General features: G+C 39.0%; 26 protein-coding genes. 14 read left to right on the forward strand and 12 right to left on the reverse strand.

The window, feature by feature from the left end:
* Genes OD757_RS17320 through tviB form a run of 4 tightly spaced genes read right to left on the reverse strand, consistent with a single transcriptional unit; the run spans position 1 to position 3,935 of the window.
* Positions 1-1,080, reverse strand: coding sequence for a DegT/DnrJ/EryC1/StrS family aminotransferase (locus OD757_RS17320; RefSeq protein WP_263032639.1), 1,080 nt, complete (start codon positions 1,078-1,080; stop codon positions 1-3).
* A 1-nt stretch (position 1,081) separates the two neighbouring features.
* Positions 1,082-1,660, reverse strand: a complete 579-nt coding sequence (gene wbpD / locus OD757_RS17325) for a UDP-2-acetamido-3-amino-2,3-dideoxy-D-glucuronate N-acetyltransferase (protein ID WP_151828241.1) — start codon at positions 1,658-1,660, stop codon at positions 1,082-1,084.
* A complete protein-coding gene (locus OD757_RS17330; protein ID WP_263032640.1) occupies positions 1,657-2,607 on the reverse strand; it encodes a Gfo/Idh/MocA family protein in 951 nt (316 codons plus the stop codon). The genes wbpD and OD757_RS17330 overlap by 4 nt, the downstream gene beginning before the upstream one ends.
* A gap of 32 nt (positions 2,608-2,639) precedes the next feature.
* On the reverse strand, positions 2,640-3,935 hold the full coding sequence (tviB, locus tag OD757_RS17335) for a Vi polysaccharide biosynthesis UDP-N-acetylglucosamine C-6 dehydrogenase TviB (RefSeq protein WP_263032641.1): 1,296 nt from the start codon (positions 3,933-3,935) through the stop codon (positions 2,640-2,642).
* Positions 3,936-4,313: 378 nt separating this feature from the next.
* Between tviB and OD757_RS17340 the strand changes: the two genes are divergently transcribed.
* The 5 genes from OD757_RS17340 to OD757_RS17360 all read left to right on the forward strand — a co-directional run bounded on the left by OD757_RS17340 (position 4,314) and on the right by OD757_RS17360 (position 9,711).
* A complete protein-coding gene (locus OD757_RS17340; RefSeq protein WP_263032642.1) occupies positions 4,314-5,414 on the forward strand; it encodes a polysaccharide biosynthesis/export family protein in 1,101 nt (366 codons plus the stop codon).
* A gap of 5 nt (positions 5,415-5,419) precedes the next feature.
* Positions 5,420-5,848 (forward strand): low molecular weight protein-tyrosine-phosphatase, encoded by a 429-nt coding sequence (locus tag OD757_RS17345; protein ID WP_263032643.1) that lies wholly within the window; start codon positions 5,420-5,422, stop codon positions 5,846-5,848.
* Between the two features lie 18 nt (positions 5,849-5,866).
* The gene (locus OD757_RS17350; protein WP_263032644.1) at positions 5,867-8,050 is read left to right on the forward strand and encodes a polysaccharide biosynthesis tyrosine autokinase; all 2,184 of its coding nucleotides are present in this window, start codon (positions 5,867-5,869) and stop codon (positions 8,048-8,050) included.
* Between the two features lie 190 nt (positions 8,051-8,240).
* Entirely contained in the window at positions 8,241-8,966 is a 726-nt protein-coding gene (locus tag OD757_RS17355; RefSeq protein ID WP_263032645.1) for an FKBP-type peptidyl-prolyl cis-trans isomerase, read from the forward strand.
* Between the two features lie 49 nt (positions 8,967-9,015).
* A complete protein-coding gene (locus OD757_RS17360) occupies positions 9,016-9,711 on the forward strand; it encodes an FKBP-type peptidyl-prolyl cis-trans isomerase (protein ID WP_263032646.1) in 696 nt (231 codons plus the stop codon).
* Positions 9,712-9,759: 48 nt separating this feature from the next.
* Here the strand turns inward: OD757_RS17360 and murJ are convergent, their stop codons facing one another.
* Positions 9,760-11,310 carry a murein biosynthesis integral membrane protein MurJ gene (murJ, locus tag OD757_RS17365; RefSeq protein ID WP_263032647.1) on the reverse strand — a complete coding sequence of 517 codons (1,551 nt, stop codon included), beginning with the start codon at positions 11,308-11,310 and terminating at the stop codon, positions 9,760-9,762.
* A gap of 72 nt (positions 11,311-11,382) precedes the next feature.
* Entirely contained in the window at positions 11,383-11,952 is a 570-nt protein-coding gene (gene ampD, locus OD757_RS17370) for a 1,6-anhydro-N-acetylmuramyl-L-alanine amidase AmpD (protein ID WP_263032648.1), read from the reverse strand.
* Positions 11,953-12,123: 171 nt separating this feature from the next.
* On the opposite strand from ampD, the gene nadC reads away from it, so the two are divergent.
* Positions 12,124-12,969 (forward strand): carboxylating nicotinate-nucleotide diphosphorylase, encoded by an 846-nt coding sequence (gene nadC / locus OD757_RS17375; protein ID WP_263032649.1) that lies wholly within the window; start codon positions 12,124-12,126, stop codon positions 12,967-12,969.
* Here the strand turns inward: nadC and OD757_RS17380 are convergent.
* The 5 genes from OD757_RS17380 to OD757_RS17400 form a co-directional block, all read right to left on the reverse strand.
* The gene (locus OD757_RS17380) at positions 12,966-13,133 is read right to left on the reverse strand and encodes a hypothetical protein (protein ID WP_263032650.1); all 168 of its coding nucleotides are present in this window, start codon (positions 13,131-13,133) and stop codon (positions 12,966-12,968) included. The genes nadC and OD757_RS17380 overlap by 4 nt on opposite strands.
* Before the next feature lie 405 nt (positions 13,134-13,538).
* Positions 13,539-15,707 (reverse strand): phosphocholine-specific phospholipase C, encoded by a 2,169-nt coding sequence (locus OD757_RS17385; protein WP_263032651.1) that lies wholly within the window; start codon positions 15,705-15,707, stop codon positions 13,539-13,541.
* 289 nt (positions 15,708-15,996) lie between these two features.
* Positions 15,997-16,713, reverse strand: coding sequence for a ribonuclease PH (rph, locus tag OD757_RS17390; protein WP_199967796.1), 717 nt, complete (start codon positions 16,711-16,713; stop codon positions 15,997-15,999).
* A 158-nt stretch (positions 16,714-16,871) separates the two neighbouring features.
* Positions 16,872-18,014, reverse strand: coding sequence for a fatty acid desaturase family protein (locus OD757_RS17395; RefSeq protein ID WP_263032664.1), 1,143 nt, complete (start codon positions 18,012-18,014; stop codon positions 16,872-16,874).
* A 30-nt stretch (positions 18,015-18,044) separates the two neighbouring features.
* A complete protein-coding gene (locus OD757_RS17400; protein WP_263032652.1) occupies positions 18,045-19,070 on the reverse strand; it encodes a ferredoxin reductase in 1,026 nt (341 codons plus the stop codon).
* Between the two features lie 173 nt (positions 19,071-19,243).
* On the opposite strand from OD757_RS17400, the gene OD757_RS17405 reads away from it, so the two are divergent.
* Together OD757_RS17405 and OD757_RS17410 are read left to right on the forward strand one after the other, a co-directional pair.
* Positions 19,244-19,882, forward strand: coding sequence for a TetR family transcriptional regulator (locus tag OD757_RS17405; RefSeq protein WP_204388804.1), 639 nt, complete (start codon positions 19,244-19,246; stop codon positions 19,880-19,882).
* A 137-nt stretch (positions 19,883-20,019) separates the two neighbouring features.
* A complete protein-coding gene (locus tag OD757_RS17410; RefSeq protein ID WP_263032653.1) occupies positions 20,020-20,667 on the forward strand; it encodes a TetR/AcrR family transcriptional regulator in 648 nt (215 codons plus the stop codon).
* Between the two features lie 101 nt (positions 20,668-20,768).
* Here OD757_RS17410 and OD757_RS17415 read toward each other — a convergent pair whose 3' ends face one another.
* On the reverse strand, positions 20,769-21,386 hold the full coding sequence (locus OD757_RS17415; RefSeq protein WP_016139684.1) for a thiol:disulfide interchange protein DsbA/DsbL: 618 nt from the start codon (positions 21,384-21,386) through the stop codon (positions 20,769-20,771).
* 180 nt (positions 21,387-21,566) lie between these two features.
* Here OD757_RS17415 and ubiG point away from each other — a divergent pair, with 180 nt between their 5' ends.
* The 6 genes from ubiG (at position 21,567) to argA (ending at position 26,468) form a co-directional block, all read left to right on the forward strand.
* A complete protein-coding gene (gene ubiG, locus OD757_RS17420; RefSeq protein ID WP_032033329.1) occupies positions 21,567-22,280 on the forward strand; it encodes a bifunctional 2-polyprenyl-6-hydroxyphenol methylase/3-demethylubiquinol 3-O-methyltransferase UbiG in 714 nt (237 codons plus the stop codon).
* Positions 22,277-22,978: an HAD family hydrolase gene (locus OD757_RS17425; RefSeq protein WP_204388800.1), complete on the forward strand. Its 702-nt coding sequence runs from the start codon at positions 22,277-22,279 to the stop codon at positions 22,976-22,978. Before ubiG ends, OD757_RS17425 begins: the two co-directional genes overlap by 4 nt.
* Before the next feature lie 68 nt (positions 22,979-23,046).
* A complete protein-coding gene (locus OD757_RS17430; protein WP_004795498.1) occupies positions 23,047-23,793 on the forward strand; it encodes a YciK family oxidoreductase in 747 nt (248 codons plus the stop codon).
* 216 nt (positions 23,794-24,009) lie between these two features.
* The gene (locus OD757_RS17435) at positions 24,010-24,423 is read left to right on the forward strand and encodes an RcnB family protein (RefSeq protein ID WP_004795500.1); all 414 of its coding nucleotides are present in this window, start codon (positions 24,010-24,012) and stop codon (positions 24,421-24,423) included.
* 240 nt (positions 24,424-24,663) lie between these two features.
* The gene (locus OD757_RS17440; protein WP_204388799.1) at positions 24,664-24,993 is read left to right on the forward strand and encodes an RcnB family protein; all 330 of its coding nucleotides are present in this window, start codon (positions 24,664-24,666) and stop codon (positions 24,991-24,993) included.
* A 119-nt stretch (positions 24,994-25,112) separates the two neighbouring features.
* Positions 25,113-26,468, forward strand: a complete 1,356-nt coding sequence (argA, locus tag OD757_RS17445) for an amino-acid N-acetyltransferase (RefSeq protein ID WP_204388798.1) — start codon at positions 25,113-25,115, stop codon at positions 26,466-26,468.
* Positions 26,469-26,535: the final 67 nt, after the last annotated feature.

Raw genomic sequence — 26,535 nt, forward strand, 5'->3', positions numbered from 1 at the left:
TTATTTCCAACAATTTACAACTTTAATAATTTTGACTTCATCTAAGTAAGGATGCATCGGTAAGCTCATAACTCTTTCAGCAATTGCATCACCTACAGGCAACTCCACACTTACATCAGCCACAGCCGGCTGTTTATTCAAAGGAATTGGATAATGAACGGCTGTGGGAACACCTTGCGCTTTTAGATTTTCTTGAACTTCTGTACGATTATCAACCTGAATCGTATATTGTGCCCAAGCACTCGTATTGTGTACATCTATGAAAGGAGTAGTATTAACACCTACTTGATTAAATAAATGATTATAAGTTTCAGCTACTCTTTGACGTGCTTGCATTTCATCATCCAGAATTTCTAATTTTGGTAATAAAATTGCAGCCTGAATGGTGTCTAATCGGCTATTCACACCCACACGAATATGGTGGTATCGCTTATCTTGACCATGTCGCGCAATCTGACGGATTACTTTAGCAAGCTCATCATCGTTGGTAAAAATAGCACCGCCATCTCCATAGCAACCTAATGGCTTACTTGGGAAGAAGCTCGTACAAGCAACTGTACTTAAATTACAGCTTTTACGGCCTTTGTAGGTTGCACCAAAACTTTGCGCAGCGTCCTCAATTACAGGAATGCCATATTTTGCAGCAATCGCATTGATTGTATCAAAGTCCGCACACTGACCATATAAACTTACAGGAATAATAGCCTTGGTCCGAGAGGTAATTGCTGCTTCTAATTTTTCAGCATCTAAATTATAAGTCTTCGGATTTACATCAACGTAAACAGGTTTTGCACCTAAAAGTGCAACTGTTTCAGCCGTTGCTATATATGTAAATCCAGGAGTAATTACTTCATCACCTGGACCAATACCAAATGCCATTTGTGCGATTTGTAAGGCATCTGTACCATTTGCGCAAGTAATGCAGTGCTTAGCCCCCACATAGGCAGCTAGCTTTTCTTCCAACTCAGTTACTTCTGGACCTAAAATATATTGACCATGAGTCAAAACATTTTGAATACCCGCATCAATTTTATCTTTAATTCGATTTTGTTGTGCTTTTAAATCAATAAAGTCAATCATATTAACCCTGCTTTGTCAGTGTCGTTCCATCGAGTTGATAAACTGCTCCAGTATGAGAACAGATAGCTTGAGCTTGTCCCTGCAAAGGCAAATCAATTTGCTCACCAAACTCACTCATCCAGCCGATTTGTTTAGCAGGTACACCGACCATTAGTGCATAAGCTGGTACATCTTTATTCACTACCGCACCAGCACCAACAAAAGCATAAGCCCCGATAGTAACACCACAAACAATCGTACAATTTGCCCCTAGCGTGGCACCTTTTTTTACTAAAGTGTCACGATATTGATCTTTACGCTCTATCAAAGAACGCGGGTTATACACATTCGTAAAGACCATGCTTGGGCCACAAAATACGCCCTCTTCCAAAAATACATTATCGTAAACGGATACATTATTTTGGACTTTACAGTGGTCGCCAATCACAACTCGGTTACCAACAAATACATTTTGACCTAAAGATACGCCTTTACCAATTTTCGCCCCGCCGCAGACATGAACAAAATGCCAAACACGCGAATCATCACCAATTTGTGCGCCATCATCTACTATGGCAGTTTCATGTTGATAAAAGCTCATGCTTTTTTCACCTTTGCCAATAGTGGATGTGGGTTTTCTGGGTTTTCAACAATTGGAGAAACACGAATTACTTCAACTGTCTCAATCGCTGCACGATTTTCTTCAACACCGTAACCTTTGCCTTCCAATACACGCTGATAACTTTGTGTATGCAAGTCAGTAAAACCACCTGAGAATTCTAGCTCTTCATTCTCAATAGTAATACTACGATACGTCAGCTTTTCACCTTGTACCGCGTTTTCTGGGAGGTTATTCGCATCAATTGATAAGAACCAACGTACACGTGCACGCTCATATTCCAAATAACCTGAAGCGGTTTTTTCATCGCGGAAATGCACTTCATTTTTAACAATTTTGCCAAAAATAAAATGCAGCATATCGTAGAAATGCACACCAATATTCGTTGCTACACCACCTGATTTATTGTCTACCCCTTTCCATGATTTTAGATACCATTTACCACGAGAAGTTAAATAAGTGAGATCAACATCAAATATCTTATCGGCTGGTGCAGCTTGAACTTTATCGCGTAGTGCAATAATTGAAGGATGTAAACGTAATTGTAAAATTGAGTTTACTTTAGCACCATATTGCTTTTCATATTCAGAAAGCATGTTTAAGTCTTCTGAATTAAGCACTAATGGTTTTTCGCAAATGACCTCAATACCATTTTTCAAGGCATATTTCATATGCGGTGCATGAAGATAGTTCGGTGAGCAGATCGCCACGTAATCCAGCTTTTCACCTTTTAGTTTTTGGTCTTCTACATAAGCTTCAAATTCTTCAAACTCGGTAAAAAACTCTGCTTCTGGAAAATGACTATCCATAATCCCAACCGAGTCATTTACGTCCATAGCAACTGCTAAGGTATTACCAGTTTCTTTAATAGCTTTTAAATGACGTGGTGCGATATAACCAGCAGCACCAATAAGTGCAAATTTTTTCATAATCAAAACTTCAATTTAATAATGAGATAAAATTAGAGACGGAATATAGTAAAACCAGCATCTGACATTTCAGTACGGTCAAAAAGGCTCTTAACATCAGCCAGCACTGGTTTCTCATATTTCATATAACTACGCATTTCACTTGCAGAAAGTGAACGGAATTCATTGTGACCTACGGCAACAATGACACTATCGACAGGATTTTGAGCATCAACTTTTCCAAGCTCAATACCATATTCATTTCTAACTTCGTCTGCATCTGCCCATGGATCTGCAACTACAACCTGCGCTCCCCAAAACTCTAACTCTTTAATGAGATCAGCTACCTTACTATTACGAATATCAGGACAATTTTCTTTAAAAGTTACTCCAAGCACACCAACTTTTGCTCTCGGAACATCAATACCATTTTGAAGCATAAGCTTAATTGTGTTACGAGCAACATACCGTGCCATATTATCGTTAATACGACGACCAGCAAGAATGACTTGTGGATGGTAGCCAACTTCTTCTGCTTTGTGAGTTAAATAGTATGGATCAACACCAATACAATGCCCACCAACTAAACCTGGACGGAACGGTAAGAAGTTCCACTTACTACCTGCAGCTTCTAAAACATCTAAAGTATCAATACCAATACGATCAAAAATAACCGAAAGCTCATTTACTAAAGCAATATTTAAATCACGTTGTGTGTTTTCAATAACTTTGGCAGCTTCTGCAACTTTAATACTAGTTGCTTTGTGAGTACCTGCAGTAATAATACTGGCATAAACAGCATCTACAATGTTGGCTACTTCAGGTGTGCTACCACTCGTAATCTTTTTAATTTTAGTTAAGGTATTAACTTTATCGCCTGGATTAATACGTTCAGGACTATAACCAGCAAAGAAATCTTGATTGAACTTCAATCCAGAGACTTTTTCTAAAATAGGAATACAAACTTCTTCTGTTGCCCCTGGGTATACTGTAGATTCATATACAACAATACCGCCTTTCTTTAAAGCTTGACCTACAGTCTCACTCGCTTTTTTTAAAGGGGTTAAATCTGGTCGGTTAACCTGATCAACAGGTGTTGGAACAGTTACAATAAAAAAATTACTTTGCTTTAAGTCATCTAAATTTGCACTAAAACTTAAGTGTTGTGATTGTTGCAACTCTTCAGATGTAACTTCTAGAGTATGGTCTTGGCCACTTTTCAATTCATCAATACGTTTTTGATTAATATCAAATCCAATTACTGGCCCTTTTTTTCCAAACTCAACCGCCAATGGCAAGCCTACATAACCTAAACCTATAATCGCTATTCTTAAATCGGCAAGTTGCATAAAAGTTAGCCTTATTCCTTACAAATTGTATATATTAAATAATGATACATGTTGACCGAATATCGTCGTGCGTAACTATATCAGTTTTTTTTTATTAACCGTAATTCAATTGTATAAAAGTGTTTACAGTTCTTAATTTGTGTTAAGACAACCTAACTAGTCTGTTCAGCAGACCTATAATTGAATAATAAAAGTTAATTCTTATATACTAAAGTGGATTGATATAAATTAAACATACAAAGCTCTACGTTTTTTTCTATGTTTTTTATTTTTTTTTCAGCTAGAATCGGACCATCTCTGTCTAACATAAGCATTTAATGCTATACGATTAACGATACAGACAGTATCAATTAAAGATAAATACACAAAGGGTTGCTTGTGAAGTATTGTCAGTTTTTTTCTGTTCTTGCTTTAAGTTTAAGTGCTGCTAGCTGTGCAGTTACTTCCGGTTTACAAACTTACGATATTCCGAATGAAGGCGTTTATAGAACCGACCTAGGAACTACCGTTAATGTTGTAAAAATTTCTCAAGAAACACTACCAGCAATACAACCTGCTCAGGTTGACTACCAACGCGACTATGCAGCCCTATTTAAAAATCAGCAACCGATTTACCGTTTAAGCTCAGGTGATGTGCTCTCAATTCAGCTATGGGCTTATCCTGAAATTACGCCTCCTGTAAACAATGTTAATAATGAGCAATCTGTTCAGGCAAATGGTTATCCAATTGACCAGAGTGGTTATATTCAATTCCCGTTAGTAGGACGCTATAAGGCTTCCGGTAAAACTTTGGCTCAAGTTAACCGTGAGTTACGTAGTCATTTAGCCCGTTTCTTAAAAAATCCGGATGTTACAGTTCGTGTATTATCCTATGAGGGTCAGCGTTTTTCGGTACAAGGCAGTGTAATAAAAGGCGGACAGTTTTATTTAAGTGATCAGCCTGTGAGTGTATATACAGCTTTAGGACTTGCTGGTGGCGTTAGTGATAAAGGTGATAATACGTATATTCAGCTTATTCGTAATGGCCAGACCTATAATTTAAATACGATTGAACTAGAAAAAATGGGGTATTCACTACATAAACTCCTAGTTCAACCGAACGATACAATTTATGTAAGTACACGCGAAAACCAGAAAATTTATGTGATGGGCGAATCAGGAAAAAATCAAGCTTTACCAATGCGTGATCAAGGAATGACATTAACTGATGCATTAGGTGAAAGCTTAGGAATTAATCCAATTTCGGCGAGTGCAAGCCGTATTTATGTAGTACGTACCAACCCTAATGACCATACAACAGAAATTTATCATTTAAACTTAATGAGCATTGGTGACTTTGGCTTAGCCAATCAATTTAAACTACGTAGCAACGATATTGTCTATGTAGATGCGACTGGCTTAACTCGCTGGCAGCGTGTGGTTAACCAGATTATTCCTTTCTCAAATGCTTTATATAACATAGACCGTTTGGGGCAATAATTGTTATGCAATTTAAAAACATTTTAGTGGTCTGTATTGGAAATATTTGCCGTAGCCCGATGGCAGAATATTTTTTAAAACAAAAATATCCCCAATTAAATATTGAATCTGCAGGTATTTCCGGGCTTGTAGGTCACTCAGCAGACAATAAAGCTCAACTTTGTATGCAACGTCTAGGCATCGATATGCAGCCTCATATTGCAAGAAAGTTAAATGCTGAACATATTAAAAAAGCTGACCTTATTTTGGTCATGAGTCACAACCAGCAAAAACATATTGAGCAAACTTGGCCCTTTGCAAAAGGTAAAACTTATCGCTTGGGTCATTGGCAGAATAGAAATGTGCCTGATCCCTACCAGCACGACCAAGCTATTTTTGATGAAACCTGTCAGCTCATTCAACAATGTATTGCTGACTGGAAACCTTATATTTAACGCCAAGATTTTAAGCTTATGAACCAAAATACGAATACCGAAGATACAATTGATTTAAAAGAATTGTTTTTTTCACTCATTGCGCAGTGGAAGCTTATCGCTCTGTGCGTTATTTTAAGTATTGTATGTGCTCTACTTTACTTACGTGTCACCCCAAATACTTACTCCGTTGATGCACTAGTTCAAGTAGAAGACAGTAAAGGAGCTTCTGCTGCTCTATTAGGCGATCTATCTAATATGATTGAGCAGAAGTCCCCCGCTCAAGCTGAAATAGAAATTTTAAAGTCTCGTTTAGTTTTGGGTTCTGTCATTAAAGAACTGCATCTAAATATACAAATTTCAAGCACAGAAAATACTCTTAGTCATCGTTTATTAAGCGATACTGACTATAAAACTGAATATAATAAAAAATCAGTCATCTTTAAGGATGGTCTAAAAAGTTTTGAAATTCATACATTAGAAGTTCCAGCTTATTATGTGGATAGAACCTTACATCTTAACTTTGATAAACAATCTTTACGTTTAACTGACCCAACAACTGAAGAAGTAGTATTAAATGCTCCTTTAAATCAGTTAAACCAAATTACAGGACCGCATGGCTCTTGGAAAATTGCTATTTTTACAAAAGATGCCTTTGATACAACTTATAATATCAGGAACTTATCCTTACCTGCTGCAGTGAATGCAATAAGTTCAAATTACTCTGTCGCAGAACAAGGGAAGCTTACGGGGGTATTAGGCCTAAACTATCAAGGTCAAGATAAAGAACATATTACCAAAGTTTTAAATGCAATCTTAGCGACATATAGTGCACAAAATATTGAACGTCGCTCGGCAGAATCTGCTCAGACTTTAAAGTTTTTGGATGAACAACTTCCTGACCTTAAGAAACAACTTGATGATGCAGAACGTCAATTTAATAAATTCCGTCAACAATATAATACAGTTGATGTAACTAAAGAGTCTGAGCTTTATTTAACTCAAAGTGTTACTTTAGAAGCCCAAAAAGCAACGCTTGAACAAAAACAAGCTGAAATGGCAGCAAAATATACTCCTGAACATCCGGCAATGCGCGAAATTAATGGGCAACTTACTGCCATTAATAAACAAATCGGTGAGTTAAATACTACATTAAAACAGCTACCAGATATACAACGCCAATATTTACAATTGTATCGCGAGGTTGAAGTTAAAACTCAGCTTTATACAGCACTGCTCAACTCTTACCAACAGCTTCGTATTGCAAAAGCCGGTGAAATTGGCAATGTACGAATTGTAGATACTGCAATTGAACCCGTCGAGCCAATTAAACCTAGAAAATTACAAATTTTAATTTTATCTATTTTCTTAGGTGGCTTTATTGGAACTTTAATTGCCCTATTACGTAATACGCTACGTACGGGGATTAAAGATTCTGGCCAAATTGAAAATGAACTAGATTTACCCGTTTATGCAACAGTACCACGCTCTCCAATTCAAGAAAGTCGCGTTAAGATTTTAAAGAAGAAGAAGAGTATCCCTATTCTTGCAGTTAAAAATAGTGATGATATTGCCATTGAAAGCTTACGTAGCATTCGTACCGCTATTCATTTTGCCTTAACAAATGCAAAAAATAATATCATTATGATTGCCGGTCCTTCACCAGAAGTGGGTAAATCGTTTATTTCGACCAACCTTGCAACGATTTTCGCTCAAGGTGATAAACGTGTGTTACTGATTGATGCCGATATGCGTCGTGGTTATATGCATAAATACTTTGATGTTGATGTGAAGCCAGGTCTTTCTGAATTATTGAGTGGACAAGCTGATCTACAAAAAGTATTGCACAAAACTCAAGTTGCTAACCTTGATGTGATTACACGTGGTAAGAGTCCAACGAATCCTTCAGAGATTTTAAGCTCTAACCAATTTAAAGAACTACTTGAACAGTTACAAAGTCAATATGACCACATCATTATTGATACTCCGCCAGTGTTGGCAGTAACTGATGGTATTATTATTTCGCAATATACTGGTGTGAACTTAATTGTTGCCCGTTATGCTAAGTCACAAATGAAAGAGCTTGAATTAACACTTAATCGCTTTGAACAAGCGGGTGTTAAAGTTAACGGCTTTATTCTCAATGACATTCAACGTGCGAGCGCGGGCTACGGTTATGGTTATAACTATGCCTATGCTTATAAAGCACAAAAAGAAGATTAATCGTAAAGTGATAAGAGAACCGGATCAAATGATCCGGTTTTTTATTTAAGATTTTTTTAAGTATATCCCTACCAAAACTAACTAAAATATATAAAAAACCACTCGTTTTTTTTCTTAAACATTCTATGCTTAAGCATGCTAAGATCAAAAGCAGCCTTTTAGACTCAAATGATTATTTTTGGAACCTTTTATGAGTAAAGCCTTACCCATTGCTGTCGCTGTAGTTTTAGGCGGTGCTGCACTTGTACCAGTATATTATGCAAGCCAACATCCGACCACAGAAGTCGGAAGCAAGGCAAATAAAAATGCCTCTCCAATTGAAAAAATTAGTTATGTTCTTGGATATGAAGTTGCTCAGCAAACTCCACCTGAGCTAGATACAAAAGCATTTGTGAAAGGGATTCATGATGCTCGCAGCAAGCAACCAAGTGCTTATACTCAAGAAGAGTTAAAAGCTGCTGTAGCAGCTTATGAAAAAGAATTGCAGCAAAAAATGCAGCAACAAAATAAACCAGAACAAGCTGCTGGTACTAATCTTGAATCTGCAGATACGCAGTTCCTTGCAGAAAATAAATCAAAAGCGGGTGTAAAAACGACAGCTTCTGGCTTGCAATATATCATTACTAAAGAAGGTACTGGCAAACAGCCAACAGCTCAGTCAGTTGTTAAAGTACATTACGAAGGCCGTTTAATTAACGGTCAGGTTTTTGATAGTTCTTACAAACGTGGTGAACCAGTTGAGTTTCCACTCAATCAAGTAATTCCAGGTTGGACTGAGGGGCTTCAATTGATGAAAGAAGGTGGTAAAGCAACGTTCTTCATTCCATCAAATCTTGCCTATGGTCCTCAGGAAGTTCCTGGTATTCCAGCAAACAGTACACTGATTTTTGATGTAGAACTTATTTCAGTGAAATAAAAACATTCAGGAGAGTAGAACACTGCTCTCCTTTTTTTTGGAAAACGATATGAAAAAAATCGGTTTAATTATTGCAACATCAACAATGAGTTTATCTGTTTTTGCTGCAACTCCTATAACGAATAAAAGTCCAGCAAAAGAACAATTTAGTTATAGTTATGGCTATTTAATGGGGCGTAATAATACGGATGCACTAACAGATTTGAACCTTGATATTTTTTACCAAGGTCTCCAAGAAGGCGCTCAAAGTAAAACAGCACGCTTAACTGATGAAGAAATGGCGAAAGCGATTAATGACTATAAGAAAACCTTAGAAGCCAAACAACTCGTCGAATTTCAAAAAACAGGTCGACTAAATGCTCAAGCAGGCGCAGCATTTCTTGCTGACAATGCAAAGAAATCTGGTGTAATCACGACTAAATCTGGTCTCCAATACCAAGTGTTAAAAGAAGGTAATGGACAAAAACCAAAAGCCACCTCTCGTGTTAAAGTGAATTATGAAGGTCGTTTACTTGATGGAACTGTATTTGACAGCTCAATCGCACGTAATCATCCAGTTGAGTTTCAGCTTAGCCAAGTGATTGCAGGTTGGACAGAAGGTCTACAAACCATGAAAGAAGGCGGAAAAACGCGTTTCTTTATTCCTGCGAATCTTGCTTATGGTGAGGTCGGTGCTGGTGACACGATCGGTCCCAATAGTACTTTAATTTTTGATATTGAATTACTACAAGTTTTACCTAAATAAATTTATTAGATATAAAAAAAGCGATCATTTAAGATCGCTTTTTTTATTTTAGTGTCTTAAGTCTCTAGGACGAAACCCTGTAATGATTAATGCAACCAGATAAGCCACTACACCCACTACACATAATCCAACTACTTCAGCAACACGTAACCACTGTGAAAGTTCACCGTTATACCAATTGAGTCCAAACCATAGCGCTACAATCATGGCAAGGTTAGCCAAACCATATTGAAGTCCTAATTTTTTCCAATGCGAATCAAATCGGAAAATATTACGTTTATGTAAATAGAAATAGAGTAGACCTGCGTTCACTAAAGCCGAGCCTGAAGATGCCAATGCAAGTGCCATATGCTCTGCATGCCAATCAATCAGCTTAAAGAAACCAATAAATACAACGTTTAAAATAGCATTCGCTGCGACCGACATTAAACCGACACGTACTGGCGTTTTGGTATCTTGCTGTGCATAGAAACCAGGTGCGAAGACTTTAATCAGCATAAATGCAATCACGCCTGCACTCATACATTGCAATGCTAGCGCTGTCATTTGGGTATCATGTAGGTCAAACTCGCCACGTTGGAATAACGCCTGAATAATCGGTGTCGAAAGCATAAATAAGGCAATACTTGCTGGTAAGCCAACTAATACAATAATTTTTGCAGCCCAGTCGATCATACCGCGGAACTTTGCTTGATCTTGTTCTGCATGACGGGCAGAAAGTGAAGGTAAAATCACTGTACCAATCGCAACACCAATTAACCCTAACGGTAATTCAGTCATACGCTCTGCACTATAGAGCCAAGACACAGAGCCATCTTGCATGAAAGAAGCCCAAATCGTATTTAATAACAGGTTAATCTGAGTAACAGATACCCCAAATAATGCTGGAAGCATTAATTTTAAAATACGCTCTACACCTTCATGTTTAAAATCAACTTTAGGCGGTATAAGTAGATTTTTACGCCATAATTCTGGAATCTGCAAAGCTAACTGCAGCACCCCGGCTGCTACCACTGACCAGCCTAATGCTTTGATCGGTTCAGCCATATACGGGGTAAGCCACCATGCACCTGCAATCATCGCGACATTCAGCAAAACGGGTGAAAAAGCTGGTGAAGCAAACGAACCATAACTATTTAAAATACTGCTGGCAAAAGCAGTCAGTGACATGAACAATAAATAAGGGATGGTCAGACGGAACATGCTGACTGCTAGATCGAACTTTTCAGGATCACTATGGAAACCGGGTGCATACATATAAATGATTGCAGGTGCTAAAACCATCGCCACAAAAGTCAGTAAGGTCATGACTGTTAATAAGCAGCCAAATACCCGACTAATCAGGATCTGCACTTCAGCGTGTGCTCGACTGGTTTTATATTCAGTTAATACTGGAATAAAGGCCTGAGAAAAAGCACCTTCGGCAAACAATCGTCGAAAGAAGTTGGGAATACGAAAAGCGACGACGAAGGTATCAAAATCTTTACCTGCACCAAACACGTTGAGCAATACAACGTCACGCACGAGCCCTAACACTCGTGACAACATCGTCATTGCACTGACAATAAAAGTCGATCGCCACAATGCCATCGTACTCACCTACAGCTATATTCGAAAGACGCTATTGTAATGAAACTAGAAAATCTTTTCGTTGTGAAATGATGAATGAACTTAACTTTTTTTCTGAACTAACAGTTGTCTAAAGTGCTGCCATTTAAAATAAGGTCCCGGATCAGTTTTACGGCCGGGTGCAACATCTGAATGCCCTGCTATATGGTTTTTAATTTCAGGATAAGCCTGACGAATAGCGGTAACCACGTCAGTTAATACTTCGTATTGAACTTCTTCAAAGGCTAAATCATCGCTTCCTTCAAGCTCAATACCAATTGAATAATCATTGCACTCTACTTTAGCTAAATAACTCGAACGCCCTGCATGCCATGCCCGATCATTAAAATTAACAAACTGTAAGACTTCCCCACTACGTAAAATCAGCAAATGCGTAGAAACTTGCATGCCTTCAATAGTCTGGAAATAAGGATGCACTGACCAATCTAACTTATTTTGAAAAAACTGCTCAATATATCCGCCACCAAATTGAGACGGCGGCAAACTAATATTATGAACCACAATCATTTGAATTTCGGTGCCAGTCGGACGCTGGTTAAAATTTGGAGAAGGGATTTGTCTCGCCCCTTTTAATTGCCCATCTATAACTTCATACGGTGTGTTTTGCTTCATTGAGACGCCAATAAATTGCTTGCCAATTGTTTTAGTTTAAAACAGTTATCTACTTTTCAAACCAGTAAATGCGATTGTTTATCGCGATTAATCTTATAAAACAGCTTATTTTTAAAGTCGACGGTGCTAATATATCGCAAGTTTTAGGGTCATCTACAGAATGGAAACCGTATGAGCATACCTCAGTCTTTGCTTGAACAATCAATTCAAATCAATATTCAACAAGCATTACAAGAAGATATTGGGGACGGTGACATTACCGCTATGCTCACCCCTGAAGATGAGCAAGCAACCGCGACCATTATTAGCCGTGAAGATATGGTTTTAGCTGGACAACCGTGGGTAAATGCACTCATCTCAGCTTATGACAATACTGTACAGGTGACTTGGTTGAAACAAGAAGGCGAGCGTGTTGCTGCAAACGAAGCCTTTTTAAAACTTGCAGGTTCTGCACGCAGCTTACTTACTGTAGAACGTCCTGCTTTAAACTTTATTCAAACTCTATCTGCGGTTGCAACAAAAACAGCTGATTATGTTCAACATCTTGAAGGTTTAAACACAAAACTTCTCGATACACGTAAAACCTTACCGGGCTTACGTATTGCACAGAAATATGCAGTAGCGATTGGTGGCGGACAGAACCATCGTCTCGGTTTGTTTGATGCATTCTTAATTAAAGAAAATCATATTATGGCGGCAGGTGGTATTGCTCAGGCAATTGAAAAAGCACATCAAATTGCACCGGGTAAACCTGTTGAAGTCGAAGTTGAAACTTGGGATGAGCTAAATCAAGCGCTTGAAGCGGGTGCAGATATTGTTATGCTCGACAACTTCAGTCAACAGCAAATGATTGATGCCGTAAAACATGTTGCTGGCCGCTGTAAGCTCGAAGCATCAGGCAATATCACCATTGAAAACTTGCGCGAAGTTGCCACTACGGGTGTGGACTACATTTCTATGGGCGTACTGACGAAAGACGTTAGAGCTGTTGATTTATCAATGCGTTTTAATGCTTAAATAAAATCGCTATCATTATTGGTGTGTTTTTGCGACTTGGTCATGTCTGCTGCTTGTGTTTTTTGCCATGCTGACTGAGTCGCTTGTGTCCCACTATCACGTGGGTCAGCAGCCATTAAAACAAATGTAACTACTGCTAATAATACAATAAAACCTTGTAGCATAAATTTTCCCCATTACTTTAAAAAATCAGGGTTCCAAGGTAAAAGATAAATATGACCAGGCTTAGGAGATTCTGTTACAAAAGGTAAGTCTTTATTTTTATTATTCATCTATACAACAAGATATTACCTCTCTTCATTTATATTTCCCAACATTAGATTGTGCGAGATGTCATCTACAACCTGCCCAAAATCTATAAATATATTGTTTTTGCAATAAATCAAATATATGCCGAAAGAGAACAGGTTTTGTAGATGACAAATGCATTTGGTTACTTTGGGCGTAACCAAAGTAACGAATTAGCTACTTCCACTGAATGAATAAATGATAAGACTCCGTCGTGATAACTAATTTAAAATACTTATTAACCTAAGACTTCAGCTTAATCATTCATCCATTACAGTAATTTAAGACTCTAGATAACCCATATACGGATCAGAAATTGAATCTTCTTGAGTTTCTATACGTCCTGCAAAACGACGACTGAAAGTAGCATCATCAGCTAAAGTCACTGTGAAATCATACCAACCACCAAATTCAGACATGTCCCAAACCAGTTCTTTTTCAGAATGATCGGTTTCTATATTCCATGTCTTGTTTGCAAGATAAGCATTTGCTTTGATTGTGAGCTTGACTGACTTATTACCATCGTGACGAACTTTCAAATACAAATTTGCATCACACTCTTCCACACAAACTCTAATTTCTGGTAATGCTTGAGTCTGGTTAGTTTGGTTTAGATCTCCTTTAAACGCACGATGGAAACCATTTGGTCCAAGTACCCACAAGTCATATTGCCCAGTTGGAGCATTCCACACATCATCAAGCTGTTTACCCGCCTCAACCATATAACGACGAGGTGCTACCGTAAGATCTAATCGATTATAGACATGGAAAACGGCTGCCTGCTTACCAGTGTTTGAGAACATCAGCTTTACAGTCTTTTGTGCTGCATCAACTTTAGCACTGGTGTGCAAAATATAAGGTAAAGCACGCGATGGTCTAATTCCCATTTCCTGCTGAGGGAATTGCTGTTGGCTTGGAACAGGAACTTGTGGCAATAAAGCCTGAGCAACACGAATCGCATCAGCTTCGGCTTTTGTTTTCTTCCCATCTAGTTCAGCAACAGGCAGAAGGTTCGGTGTTTTAAAATTAAATGCCGTCATTAAATCACCACATACAGCACGGCGGTACGGGCTAATGTTAGGTTCTTGCACACCAAAGCGTTTTTCCAAGAACTGTAAAATAGAGGTATGGTCAAAGACTTGAGAATTCACCCAACCACCACGGCTCCACGGTGAAATCACATACATAGGAACGCGTACACCCGGCCCATACACTCGGCCATCTGGTTTAGGCTGGGACTTTGAGGTCGCTACTGCTGGATGGTTAAAATATTCATAAGATACTTGCTGATCACTTAAAGTCGTTTTCCCCTGAACTACACCGTTTACATCTTTAGACGGCGCACTTGGTGAAGGAATATGGTCAAAGAAACCATCATTCTCATCAAAGTTCACCAATAGAACTGTTTGGCTCCACAGTTCAGGATTCTCAGTTAATGCATTTAATACTTCCTGAATATACCAAGCACCTTGTACCGGACTAGAAGGCCCCGGATGCTCACTGTAGGTCGCTGGAGCAACCAACCAACTCACTTGCGGTAATTTCCCTTGAGCAATATCTGCTTTAAAAGTTCCTAAAAAACCACCGTCTGGCATGGTATTCGCAATACCTTTATAAAGTGGTTGAGTCGTATCGATCTTTTCATCATATGCTGGACAAGTGAGCGTATCGTTACTGACAGGCTGACCAGATTGCTCATTTGCACGGCGATATTGCTTAAAACCTGCAAGCGGGTTATCGGTAAAGTTATCTGGCATGTTTTGATAAACTTTCCACGTCACGCCAGCCTGTTGTAAGCGTTCTGGATAAGTCACCCATTCATAACCTTCTGTTGATGGCCCAATCCCATCAAATTCATTTACCACACTGGCAACACCTGCTCCTGTAGGGCCATTCGTTCCAGTCCAGATAAACTTACGGTTCGGGTTGGTCCCTGCATGCATGGCACAGTGGTAAGCATCACAAATGGTAAAAGCATTCGCTAAAGCAAACTGATATTCGACTTCCTGTTTTTTATAGTAGCCCATCGACTGTGGTTTTTTATAAGCGACCCAATCACTCATGCGACCATTATCCCAAGCGGCTTGGCCATCAGACCAAGAGTGAGGAGTGCCTGAAACACGCTGCGCGTTTCCTAAGCGGCTGTCTAAATGGTAAGGCAATACTTTATTTTTCTTGGCATCATATTGCTCCCATACTTTCCTGCCCTCTGTCATTGGAATAGTAAAGCGATCACCGAAACCACGCACACCCTTTAGCGTACCGAAATAATTATCGAATGAGCGGTTTTCCTGAGTCAAAATCACAATGTGTTTCACATCTTGAATTGTTCCACTTTCAACTTTGGCATCAATAGCCAGCGCTTTTTGAATACTCAGTGGGAAACTCGCTAAAGCAGCTGTTCCAAACATTGTTTTTGTAGAGTTTAAAAGAAATTCGCGACGATTCATTAGTTTTATCCTGAGTTCTTATTATGGTGCACAGTGCATTTTACAATTGCTGGTCGGCGGTGTTGTTGGCGATGAATTATCGGAATCGTTATCATCGTTACAAGCACTGAGCATAAGTGCTAAAGATGTAATTAATAAAAATGAAAGTTTTCGCATCGGTTTTTTCCAAACGGTTTAAATGCGAACTACTAATAAAGCGAAAAAGTGACAGGCAAGTGATGTTTTTATGTCGATTTGATGAAGGCATAAAAAAACGCATCCGAAGATGCGTTTTTTAGAAAACTTAAACTTACCAGCCTAAAGCTTCTTGTTGCTTTTTAATGAGCTCGGCAATTCCTTTTTCAGCCATTTCTAACATGGCATTGCTTTGTGCACGAGTAAAAGGTTTATCTTCAGCTGTACCTTGAATTTCAATGAACTCACCCGCTTGTGTCATCACCACGTTTAAGTCAGTTTGACAGTTCGAGTCTTCTTCATAGCAAAGATCAAGTAAAACTTCATCTTGATAAATACCTACAGAAATTGCAGCAACTAATCCTTTAAGCGGATCATGCTTAATTTTCTTTTGAGATAATAAAACATTCATCGCATCAACTAACGCTACAGCCGCGCCAGTGATTGAAGCGGTACGCGTACCGCCATCGGCCTGAATCACATCACAGTCGATGGTAATCGTATTTTCACCAAGCTTTTTCAAATCAACCATAGCACGTAAGCTACGGCCAATCAGACGTTGGATTTCCTGAGTACGACCAGTTTGTTTACCACGAGCAGCTTCACGATCACAACGTGAGTGTGTTGAACGCGGTAACATGCCATATTCTGCCGTTACCCAACCTTGGCCTTGACCTTTTAAAAAGCGTGGCACTGAGTTATCAATGCTTGCAGTACAAAGGACTTTGGTGTGACCAAACTCGACCAGCACAGAACCTTCAGCATAACGGGTATAGTTTCGTGTAATTTTCACTTCACGTAATTGGTCTAATGCACGTTGGTCAATACGCATAATCCTTCCTAACTTCTCTTAAATACAAACTTGGGCATAGTATAGCAAAGGATTTTGACAGGTTGAGTTTATTCCCTACTTTCAAATGTAAGTCTGCACTTTTCATTACTCAAAAACAAAAATAGCCCCTTAAAAGGAGCTATTTAGAATGTCTTAAATTAGGCAAATTTAAATTTGGTTTTTAACTTTTGCAGGGTTTGCAATACTTTTCCAGTGGTAGGGTTCGGCAGTGAACATTTCGCTAAACGTACCCACACACTCCAGAACTGGCGCATAAAGCTCGCTTCATTGTAGTTAATACCATATTCTGCACAGAGTGCTTTGATTTTTGGAGCTACATCTTTATAACGGTTAGCTGGCATATCTGGGAACAAATGATGCTCAATTTGATGGCTTAGGTTACCACTCATAAAGTGCATCCACTCTGTGCCACTAAAATTACTTGAACCACGGATCTGGCGTAAATACCACTCAGCCTTGGTCTCTGTATCCGTATTATCAGGCTCAAAAGTTTCAGCATCTTCAGTAAAATGGCCATTAAAAATCACAGCAGATGACCACAAATTACGAATAATATTAGCAACTACATTTCCTGCAAAAACTGGTAAAAACATAGGACCAGAGATGACTGGAAAAAATACATAGTCTTTTAAAACTTGACGAGTCGCTTTTTTACGGAATTTAGAAGCATCTTTCCAAACTTGTTTCCAGCTCTTGGTTTTATAAATTAACGCATCTTCAAGATGTAGGTTTTGCACGCCTACATACCACTCAAAGAAAAACATTAACTGTAGACCCAATGGAATATTAAACAGGTGGCGAGGCTCCCACTTCTGTTGATCACTTACTCGCAAAAGACCATAACCGACATCATGGTCTTTACCAACAATATTGGTATAGGTGTGATGCACATAGTTATGTGTTTCACGCCAGTCATCACCCGATGCAATGGTATCCCAATCATAAGTATTACCATTGAGACTTGGTTCATTTAACCAGTCAAACTGACCGTGCATAACGTTATGACCGAGTTCCATGTTCTCTACAATTTTAGAGATACCTAATAAGCCTGTGCCTAGTAGCCATACAGGTGGAATCCAACCACCAAACATCAACATGCCACGAGAAGCCACTTCTGTGTAACGAACAAAATTACGCACTTTGTAGATATATTTTGCGTCTTGCTCACCTAGGCTTTGCATCACCTCTTGGCGGATCTGTTCAACACGACGTCCAAACTCCTCAGTCTGTTCTGGAGTGAGATGTGCAGATTTAGATACTGTAGAAAATTCTAATGCCATATTCATAAGGTTAATCCTCTGTAATTCTTTTTATAGATCAATCGTGACTGGGCTTAATGCCTGGTTCACGCATAATTTAATTGGACGGTTTGGTTGGTCTTCGATTTCACCCGTTAACAGGTTTTGAGTGACTCCGCTGACTTTAGTACAGCTACATTTATTGCAGACACCCATACGGCAACCATGTTGCGGACGTAGACCTGCTTGCTCTGCACTGCTCAGCAAATTCGTTTCAGCAAAAAACTCGTGTTGGGCACGGCGGAAAACAATTGGCTGGGCAGTATGTGTTCCTGTCACCTGAAGCGGCTGGAAATATTCTTGATGAAGCTGTGACTGAGCACCTTGCTGAGCATAAATTTCATTTGCCTGTTGCATCATGCCGTGGTGTCCACACACATACGTTGCAGTCTGCGTGTAATCAGGAACCAACTTTTGCAATAACTCTTCCGTTAAATGCTGCTTTTGTTCAGTGGTATTAAAGAAATAATATTGAAGCTCTGGATGCTTTTCTGCCAAAGCTTTTAAATCAGCATGAAAAACTTCAGCACGATTAAAATAAATGACATGAATCTGTTCAAGCTGCTGTTTCAAAGCTTGCTGCAAAAGTGAATAAATTGCAGTAATGCCGCTACCCGAAGCAATTAAAATTGCAGGTTGCTGGCCTTGGTGCAAAATGAAATCACCTTGTGGCTGGGAAATCTCAATGCACTCTCCCACATGTAATAGTTGAGCTGCACTAGACACCAAGCCTTGTACTTTAATACCTAAAGATATTTCACCTTCATTCGTCACTTCAATAATTGAATAACTACGTTGTTGGTAAACTCCATCTATCAGTAGAGTTAATAAAATACTCTGCCCAGCACGTACCTGATCGAATTTGAAATTACGATTCGGTTTGAGCTTGAGAAGCACCATATCGGTATGAAGAGACTGAACTGAGGTAACTTCTGCAAGTACCCGTTTCCAAGCCCAAGTTACGTTAATTTTTTGCAAAACAAAATCAACGAAATCTTCTCGAACCCAATGTGGCTGATAATTAAGTGTTGCGTTCATACGTTCCTCTTTTGTATCTGGCTATTTATTTGAGTGAACACATGTTCGTATAGTGAACATATGTACACTATATTTATAACTGTTCACTCAGTCAACACTTGTTCACTATTTTTTTTATGAAAGTTTGCTCTTTTTTGTTAGACTCTGGCTCACGGTTTAAATAGGTTCTTTTAATGTCGATACGGGATGAACGAAAACAGCAAAGTCGTCAGGCACTCCTTGATGCAGCCTTGCATCTGAGCACGTCTGGACGTTCGTTCAGTAGTATCAGTTTGCGTGAAGTTGCACGTGAAGTTGGTTTGGTACCGACAGCGTTTTATCGTCATTTTCAAGACATGGATGAACTCGGTAAGGAACTGGTCGACCAAGTCGCGCTACATTTAAAAAGTGTTTTACATCAATTAGGTCAAAGTTATTTACAACACAAATCTGCTAAAACTCAGACCAGCATTGAACTATTTGTCCAGGCGGTAAATCATAGCCCTAAGCAGTGGCAATTTATGATTTCCGAACGTTGGGGTGGTTCAGAAACGGTTCGTGCAGCCATTGCCCGAGAAATCGAATTTCTGATTGAAGATTTGACAACAGATCTCATCAAACTCGAAAACTTTAAACATATTCAGCACCCTCAAGATTTAAATGTCTTATCTACCATTTTGACCAACATGTCTTTTACATGGGCAATGACGTGGCTCAACCTATCTAAACAATATCAAGACGAGCAGCTCAAACAGCAACAAACTGCCTTTATTGAAAATGCCTCTACACAAGTTCGCTTACTCTTTAGAGGGATTGCAAACTGGGAACGGTAGAAGCGGCAAATGACAAAAAACAGGTTATGTGGTAATACGTAAAGAGAGAAAGAAAAAGGCTAAAAATTTCGAGAAAAGTCTTTTTCTTTTTACAGGAAGTAAATTATTAGTTAGGCCAAACTGGTGTGGGAATACCTATGAATCTTGATCGTCATACACAGTTTTTGATGCGCAAAGAAAAAATTCTAAGCGTGGCAGAAAAGTTGTTACTAGAAAACAATCAGGAAATTACTCTAGATGAGTTAGTGGCCGAGCTAGATATTGCTAAAGGCACACTTTATAAGCATTTTAGAAGCAAAAATGAGCTTCTACTTGAGCTCATTATTCAAAATGAAAAGCAAATTTTAGAAATTTCTAAAAAATATAATACAGATTTCAAAGAATACGCTCCTCATTATATGCTTCATCATTTGCTCACGCCTGGAAAAACGATTCTATTGCATCAACTTGAAGAAAATCTGACGATGACAGAGTCTAAGTTGAAGCATCTTTTCGAAGAGCTTTACGAAATTCGCCAACAGCGTATTTTAGCAATTAAAGATATTACCGAAAATTATTTAAAATCATTGAATTATGATATGTCGATTCGTGACTATTTGTCTTACATCTGGTCGCTGACTTATGGCGCATCACTGCTTTTAAATTCTACGTATTACCAGCGCTCTATTGGTTCTCGCCAAAAATTAATTAATTTGTATATTAATCAGGCGTTATCGCTGCCAACTCAAACTGTTAATTTTGATGTTTTAAATTTTCAAATCGAAGATGAAAACCCGCAAAATTAATTGAAATATTTCGTGATAATTAACAAAAAAGTAAATATAGATTTAATTTAATAAAAATGGGCTTCAAATGAAGCCCATTTTTGAAGTAAAGCTTAAACAACTTATTTTGCTTTACGTTCTTTCTCAATTAAATAGTTAAGAACTTGAGTAACTTTACCATCTTCACCCTGCACGACATATTTACCATTAACGACAACCGCAGGAACACCTGTTAATTGGTACTGTTGAGCAAGTTTATTTGACTCGGCAACTTTTGCAGTCACAGCAAAAGAGTTGTAAGTACTATTAAATTTCTGTTCAGGCACGCCATAACGAGTAAAGAATTTCGCAGCAGAAGCCTGATCAAAAATTTGCTGACCATTCACCTGAATCGCATGGAACAATGGTAAATGCGTGCGCTTACGTACACCTAATGCCTCAGATGTATAATAGGTACGCGCCCCTTGTTCCCACATTTTATTCATTGCAGCTGGTGTACGTACAAAACGCACATCGTTAGGAATCTGTTTTAACCACGTTTGCATATGCGGTTCAAGTTTAAAACAGTGTGGACATCCATACCAAAAGAACTCTCGAACTTCGATTTTCCCCGGAACTTCCACTTTGCCTGGATTGGCAATCACGGTGTAGTCTTTACCAGCAACAAAATCTGCTGCCATTGCACCACCCGATACGGCCATAATTGCTGCACTCAAACCACCCAAAACCAATTTTTTCATTGTTACAGCTTTTCCTCTAAGTTGTTATGCATTAGCTTATGCCCTAAATATAAAACAAATATGCTAAATTCGTTTTGCTTCTGTGAAGTTTTTTATTGGGTTTATCGCTTTTTTCCCAATAATCGCTACACTAACGGCGAACTATATCCAAAAAGATAACTCAAGTTTAGAGGTAGCACCATGTCGCAATTGAATGTTGATTTACAAGAAATCGCAAAGTTTGAAGCACTTGCTGCCAAATGGTGGGATCAACATTCTGAATTTCGCCCACTTCATCAAATTAATCCACTACGTTTAAACTGGATCGATGAACGTGTAGGCGGTCTTGCTGGTAAAAAAGTACTTGATGTCGGCTGTGGTGGCGGTATCTTGGCCGAGAGCATGGCACGTCGTGGCGCAGATGTACTGGGCATTGATATGGGTGAAGCTCCGCTCGCCGTAGGCCGTTTGCATGCTCAACAAGACAATGTTCAAAATATTGAATATCGCCAAATTCCTGTAGAAGAACTAGCACAAGAACAAGCAGGCCAATACGATGTGGTGACTTGCATGGAAATGATGGAACACGTTCCAGATCCGGCATCTATTGTCAAAGCTTGTCAGGCTTTGGTTAAACCGGGTGGTCATGTGTTCTTTTCGACCATTAACCGTAACCCAAAATCTTATTTATTTGCCATTATTGGTGCAGAATATGTACTACGCATGTTGCCAAAAGGTACACATGATTATCATAAATTTATTCGACCATCTGAAATGGCACATGACATTCGTAATGCAGGTCTTACTTTAAAAGAAATGACAGGACTGCACTACAACCCACTGACCAAGCATTACTGGTTAGCGCCAAATGTTGATGTTAATTATATGGTTCACACGATAAATACAGGTGCATGATGAAAGCTGTTTTATTTGATTTAGACGGTACTCTTATCGATACGGCTGCCGACTTCATTCGTATTATTCAGCAAATGTGCCGTGATGCTAGACGTTCGGTTGTTGATGCCGACCTCATTCGCACTCAGGTTTCTGAAGGTGCACGTGCGATGGTGAAATTGGTCTATCCAGAGCTGGATGTGACTAATCCAATTTTCTTGGCACATCGTCAAAACTTTTTAGATCTGTATGGTAATAATATCGTAGTTGATACAGATCTGTTTGAAGGTATGTATCCGCTTTTAGAAGAGCTAGAAGCTGCACAAATCCCGTGGGGTATTGTGACCAACAAACCACGCGGATTAAGTGAATCTCTTTTAGCAAAGCTAAATCTAACCGAACGCTGTGCGGTTTTAGTGTGCCCGGAAGATGTTAGTAAAACTAAGCCAGATCCGGAACCCATGTATTTGGCGGCTAAACAGTTAAATATCCCAGCAAATGAAATTATTTATGTGGGTGACCATCCACGTGATATTGATGCTGGCCGCAATGCCAATATGTATACTATTTTAGCTGCATATGGCTATTTACCAATCGAACATCGTGATGATCTTGCTGCATGGCAAGCCGATTCGATTGTAAATACGGTGACAGAATTACACGATATGTTACGTCAAAAGCTTCCTGCTCTACAGGAAAATCAGCGTATGATAAGTTAACATAAGAGTTTTATAGGCTTTTTTAACGGTTATTCGTTTTATCAATATAAAAAGAAGGAGGTTTACCAATGAAATATTCAGAATACCAACCTCGTCCAGATCTACTCAAAGATCGAATTATTTTAATTACCGGTGCTGGCGATGGAATTGGGCGAGCTGCGGCTCTGACTTACGCCCTACATGGCGCAACCGTTGTATTGCATGGTAGAACCTTAAATAAACTTGAAGTTATTTATGATGAAATTGAAAGTCTGGGTGCACCGCAACCAGCAATTTTACCATTACAACTTTCGAGTGCGTCTGACCGTGATTATGACTTTTTAGTCGATACGCTCGAAAAGCAGTTTGGACGCCTAGACGGTATTTTGCATAATGCCGGTATTTTAGGTGAACGCGTTGAGCTCGCACATTATCCAACCGAAACTTGGGATGATGTCATGGCGGTTAACTTACGTGCGCCTTTTGCTTTGACTCAAGCGTTATTACCACTTTTGCAAAAATCAGAAAATGCCTCTGTTGTATTTACCAGTTCGGGTGTAGGCCGTGAAGCACGTGCTTTATGGGGCGCATATTCTGTCTCAAAAATTGCAATTGAAGCGGTGAGCAAAATTTTTGCAGCGGAACATACTTATCCGAATATCCGCTTTAACTGCATTAATCCCGGTGCAACGCGTACCGCAATGCGTGCTAAAGCCTACCCGCAAGAAGATCCGAAAACACTACCTACACCAGAGTCAATCTTGCCTGCTTATCTCTATTTAATGGGTGAAGATAGCTTGGCGCTCAATGGTCAAAGTATTGATGCACAGGATTAAAAGTTAAAGATGAAAAGCTAAAGGAAATTACAGCCGATCATCAAATCTGGCTTGCCTATACCTGAAAAGATATATTCAAGCCTTTTTTATTATTGATAAAAACTCTTGATCTATCCGTAATTTTAATTGAACCATTAAATGATCTTCACAGTTTCTCTGCATTTTGCGCGTAGAGTATTCAACATGAGAGACATCAGATGTAAACGAGGATGCATCATGAAAAAGTTGTTCACAATCTTAACCCTTTCCATAGCCGTATTAACCACAAGTATGGCGAGCTTTGCTGATCCTCCTTTTGACCGAGGCCATGGCCCCAAAGGTCCTAAAGGTGGAGGACCACGTGGTGAATGGAATGATCGTGGGCCAGGATTTGGACGTGATCATGATGAAGATCGTGTCCGTGACGAGCGCCGTATGCGCGAAGAACGTGGGTTTGAACGGTTAAAACAGCATCGCTGGCAGCCTGGTTATGTCATGCCACAGCACTATCGTGGCAATGGCTATAAAGTCGACTATAAAGACAGTAACTTGCCAAAACCAGACCGAAACCAACAATGGTACAAAATCAATAATGACTACATTTTAGTCGATACTGATTCTAATAGTATTGTTAGTATTCGCGGTTTTTAAAGCGTTAGAACCTCGCTATCGCTGAGCAAGAAGGATAAAGCCTCATGGTTTTATCCTTTTTTATTACGTATATATTTTAAAAATAAAAGATTTTTTTATATTCTTACATTTCATATTTTCTTAATTTCTTCTTATTTCATCGTTAGTTTTCACATTTATTCTTCGTAGCCTCCACGATTTATCTGTAATTGTTCACTAGTCTTTAGTTATTGAAATTTAATTCATCATTCGAGGTTTACAATGAAAAAACTAACAACAGCAATTGTTCTTTCACTTAGTGGTTTAGTTGCAACAACGGCAATGGCAGGACCGAATGATCATAACTATCATGACAACTATCGAACACATGAAGTAAAAACAGTTAAAGTGATTAAAAAAGATGACCACCACAATGTGTGGCGAGCAGGTCAAGTTGTACCCCGTGAATATCAACACTCACGTTATGTGATTGACTACCGTCAACATCAAAAATTGACTAAACCGGGTCGCTACCAAAAATGGTACAAAGTGAACGGGAATTATGTACTGGTGAATGAACAAAGCCATAAAATTATTAGAGTAGTTCACTAATTTAAAAAATTTAAACGCCCAAACTCAGTTTTGGGTGTTTTTTTATCTAAAACATGCGACTTTAATCTTTTTTGTTTAGAATCATCTTTATATCTTTTTGCTGTTGATTCGAGATCGGTATGCCAAGCAAATCTTTAGAAAAGTCGCATAATAACACCCAGCATTATGTACACTGGTTTCGACACTCAGCGCCCTACATTAATGCTCACCGCGATAAAACACTCGTATTGATGTTTGGTGGTGAAGCAGTCCGTCATCCTAATTTCGAACATATCATTCATGATATTGCTTTATTGCACTCTCTTGGTATTCGCTTAATTCTCGTGCACGGCGCACGTCCGCAAATTAATCAGAATCTTAAAGAGAAAGGAATTGAAACCCCTTTTTATGATAACAGCCGTATTACCACACGCGAATCTTTAAGCTGTGTCATGAGTGCTGTAGGTTCTATTCGCCTAGAAATTGAAGCATTGCTTTCTATGGGCTTAGCGAACTCCCCCATGTACGGCGCTCGAATAGATGTCGTATCAGGTAATTTTGTGACTGCTAAACCTTATGGCATTCGTGATGGCATGGATTTCCAACTTACAGGTGAAGTTCGTTCTATTGATACCGATGCAATTGAACGACACCTCGATAATCATAATATTGTGCTACTGGGGCCGACAGGTTATTCCACTACAGGCGAAGTATTTAACTTGCGAGCAGAAGAAGTTGCCACCAAAACTGCAACTTATTTAAAAGCAGATAAACTCATTTTTCTTGGGGAGCAACAAGGTCTTCTTAATGAAGATGAACAAATATTACGTGAGTTGAGCCCACATCAACTGGACTACTATATCCAACAATACCAAACCATTAGTCCAACACTGACCTTACATTTGCAACAAGCCAAAAAAGCGTCTTTATCAGGCGTACACCGCGTTCATCTTATTTCATACGCCTATGATGGTGCCCTTCTCGAAGAGTTATTTACTCGAGATGGTATAGGGACCATGATTACCGATGCGCATTATGAAGAAGTTCGCACAGCCCATATTAAAGATGTGGGCGGTTTAATGAATTTATTACGCCCCTTAGAAGAAGAAGGCATCTTGGTTTATCGTTCACGTGAACGCTTAGAGCAAGAAATCAGCCAGTTTGCGGTTATTGAACGTGACGGTATGATTCTAGCGTGTGCTGCGCTTTATCCAATTCCAACCGAATTTAACGAAACTCGTTCTGCAGAAATTGCTTGTGTTGCAGTACATCCAAGTTATCGTAAATCAAATCGTGGTAGCCAAATTTTGCAATTCCTTGAAGAAAAAGCTAAAGAACAAGGTATTCGTCAGTTATTCGTTTTAACAACGCGTACCGCTCATTGGTTTTTGGAACATGGTTTTCATCAGGTCAGTGTTGATGAGTTACCGAATGCTCGTCAAGCACTCTATAACTATCAAAGGAATTCTTTAGTCTTTAAGAAACTGCTTCCCTAGCCTTTGCTCTTTTTAAGATATTCTTATTTCAGATAAGCTTAGTTAAAAAAGTACACCCATAAACGCT

Source organism: Acinetobacter sp. AYS6 (assembly GCF_025630795.1).
Lineage (GTDB): Bacteria > Pseudomonadota > Gammaproteobacteria > Pseudomonadales > Moraxellaceae > Acinetobacter.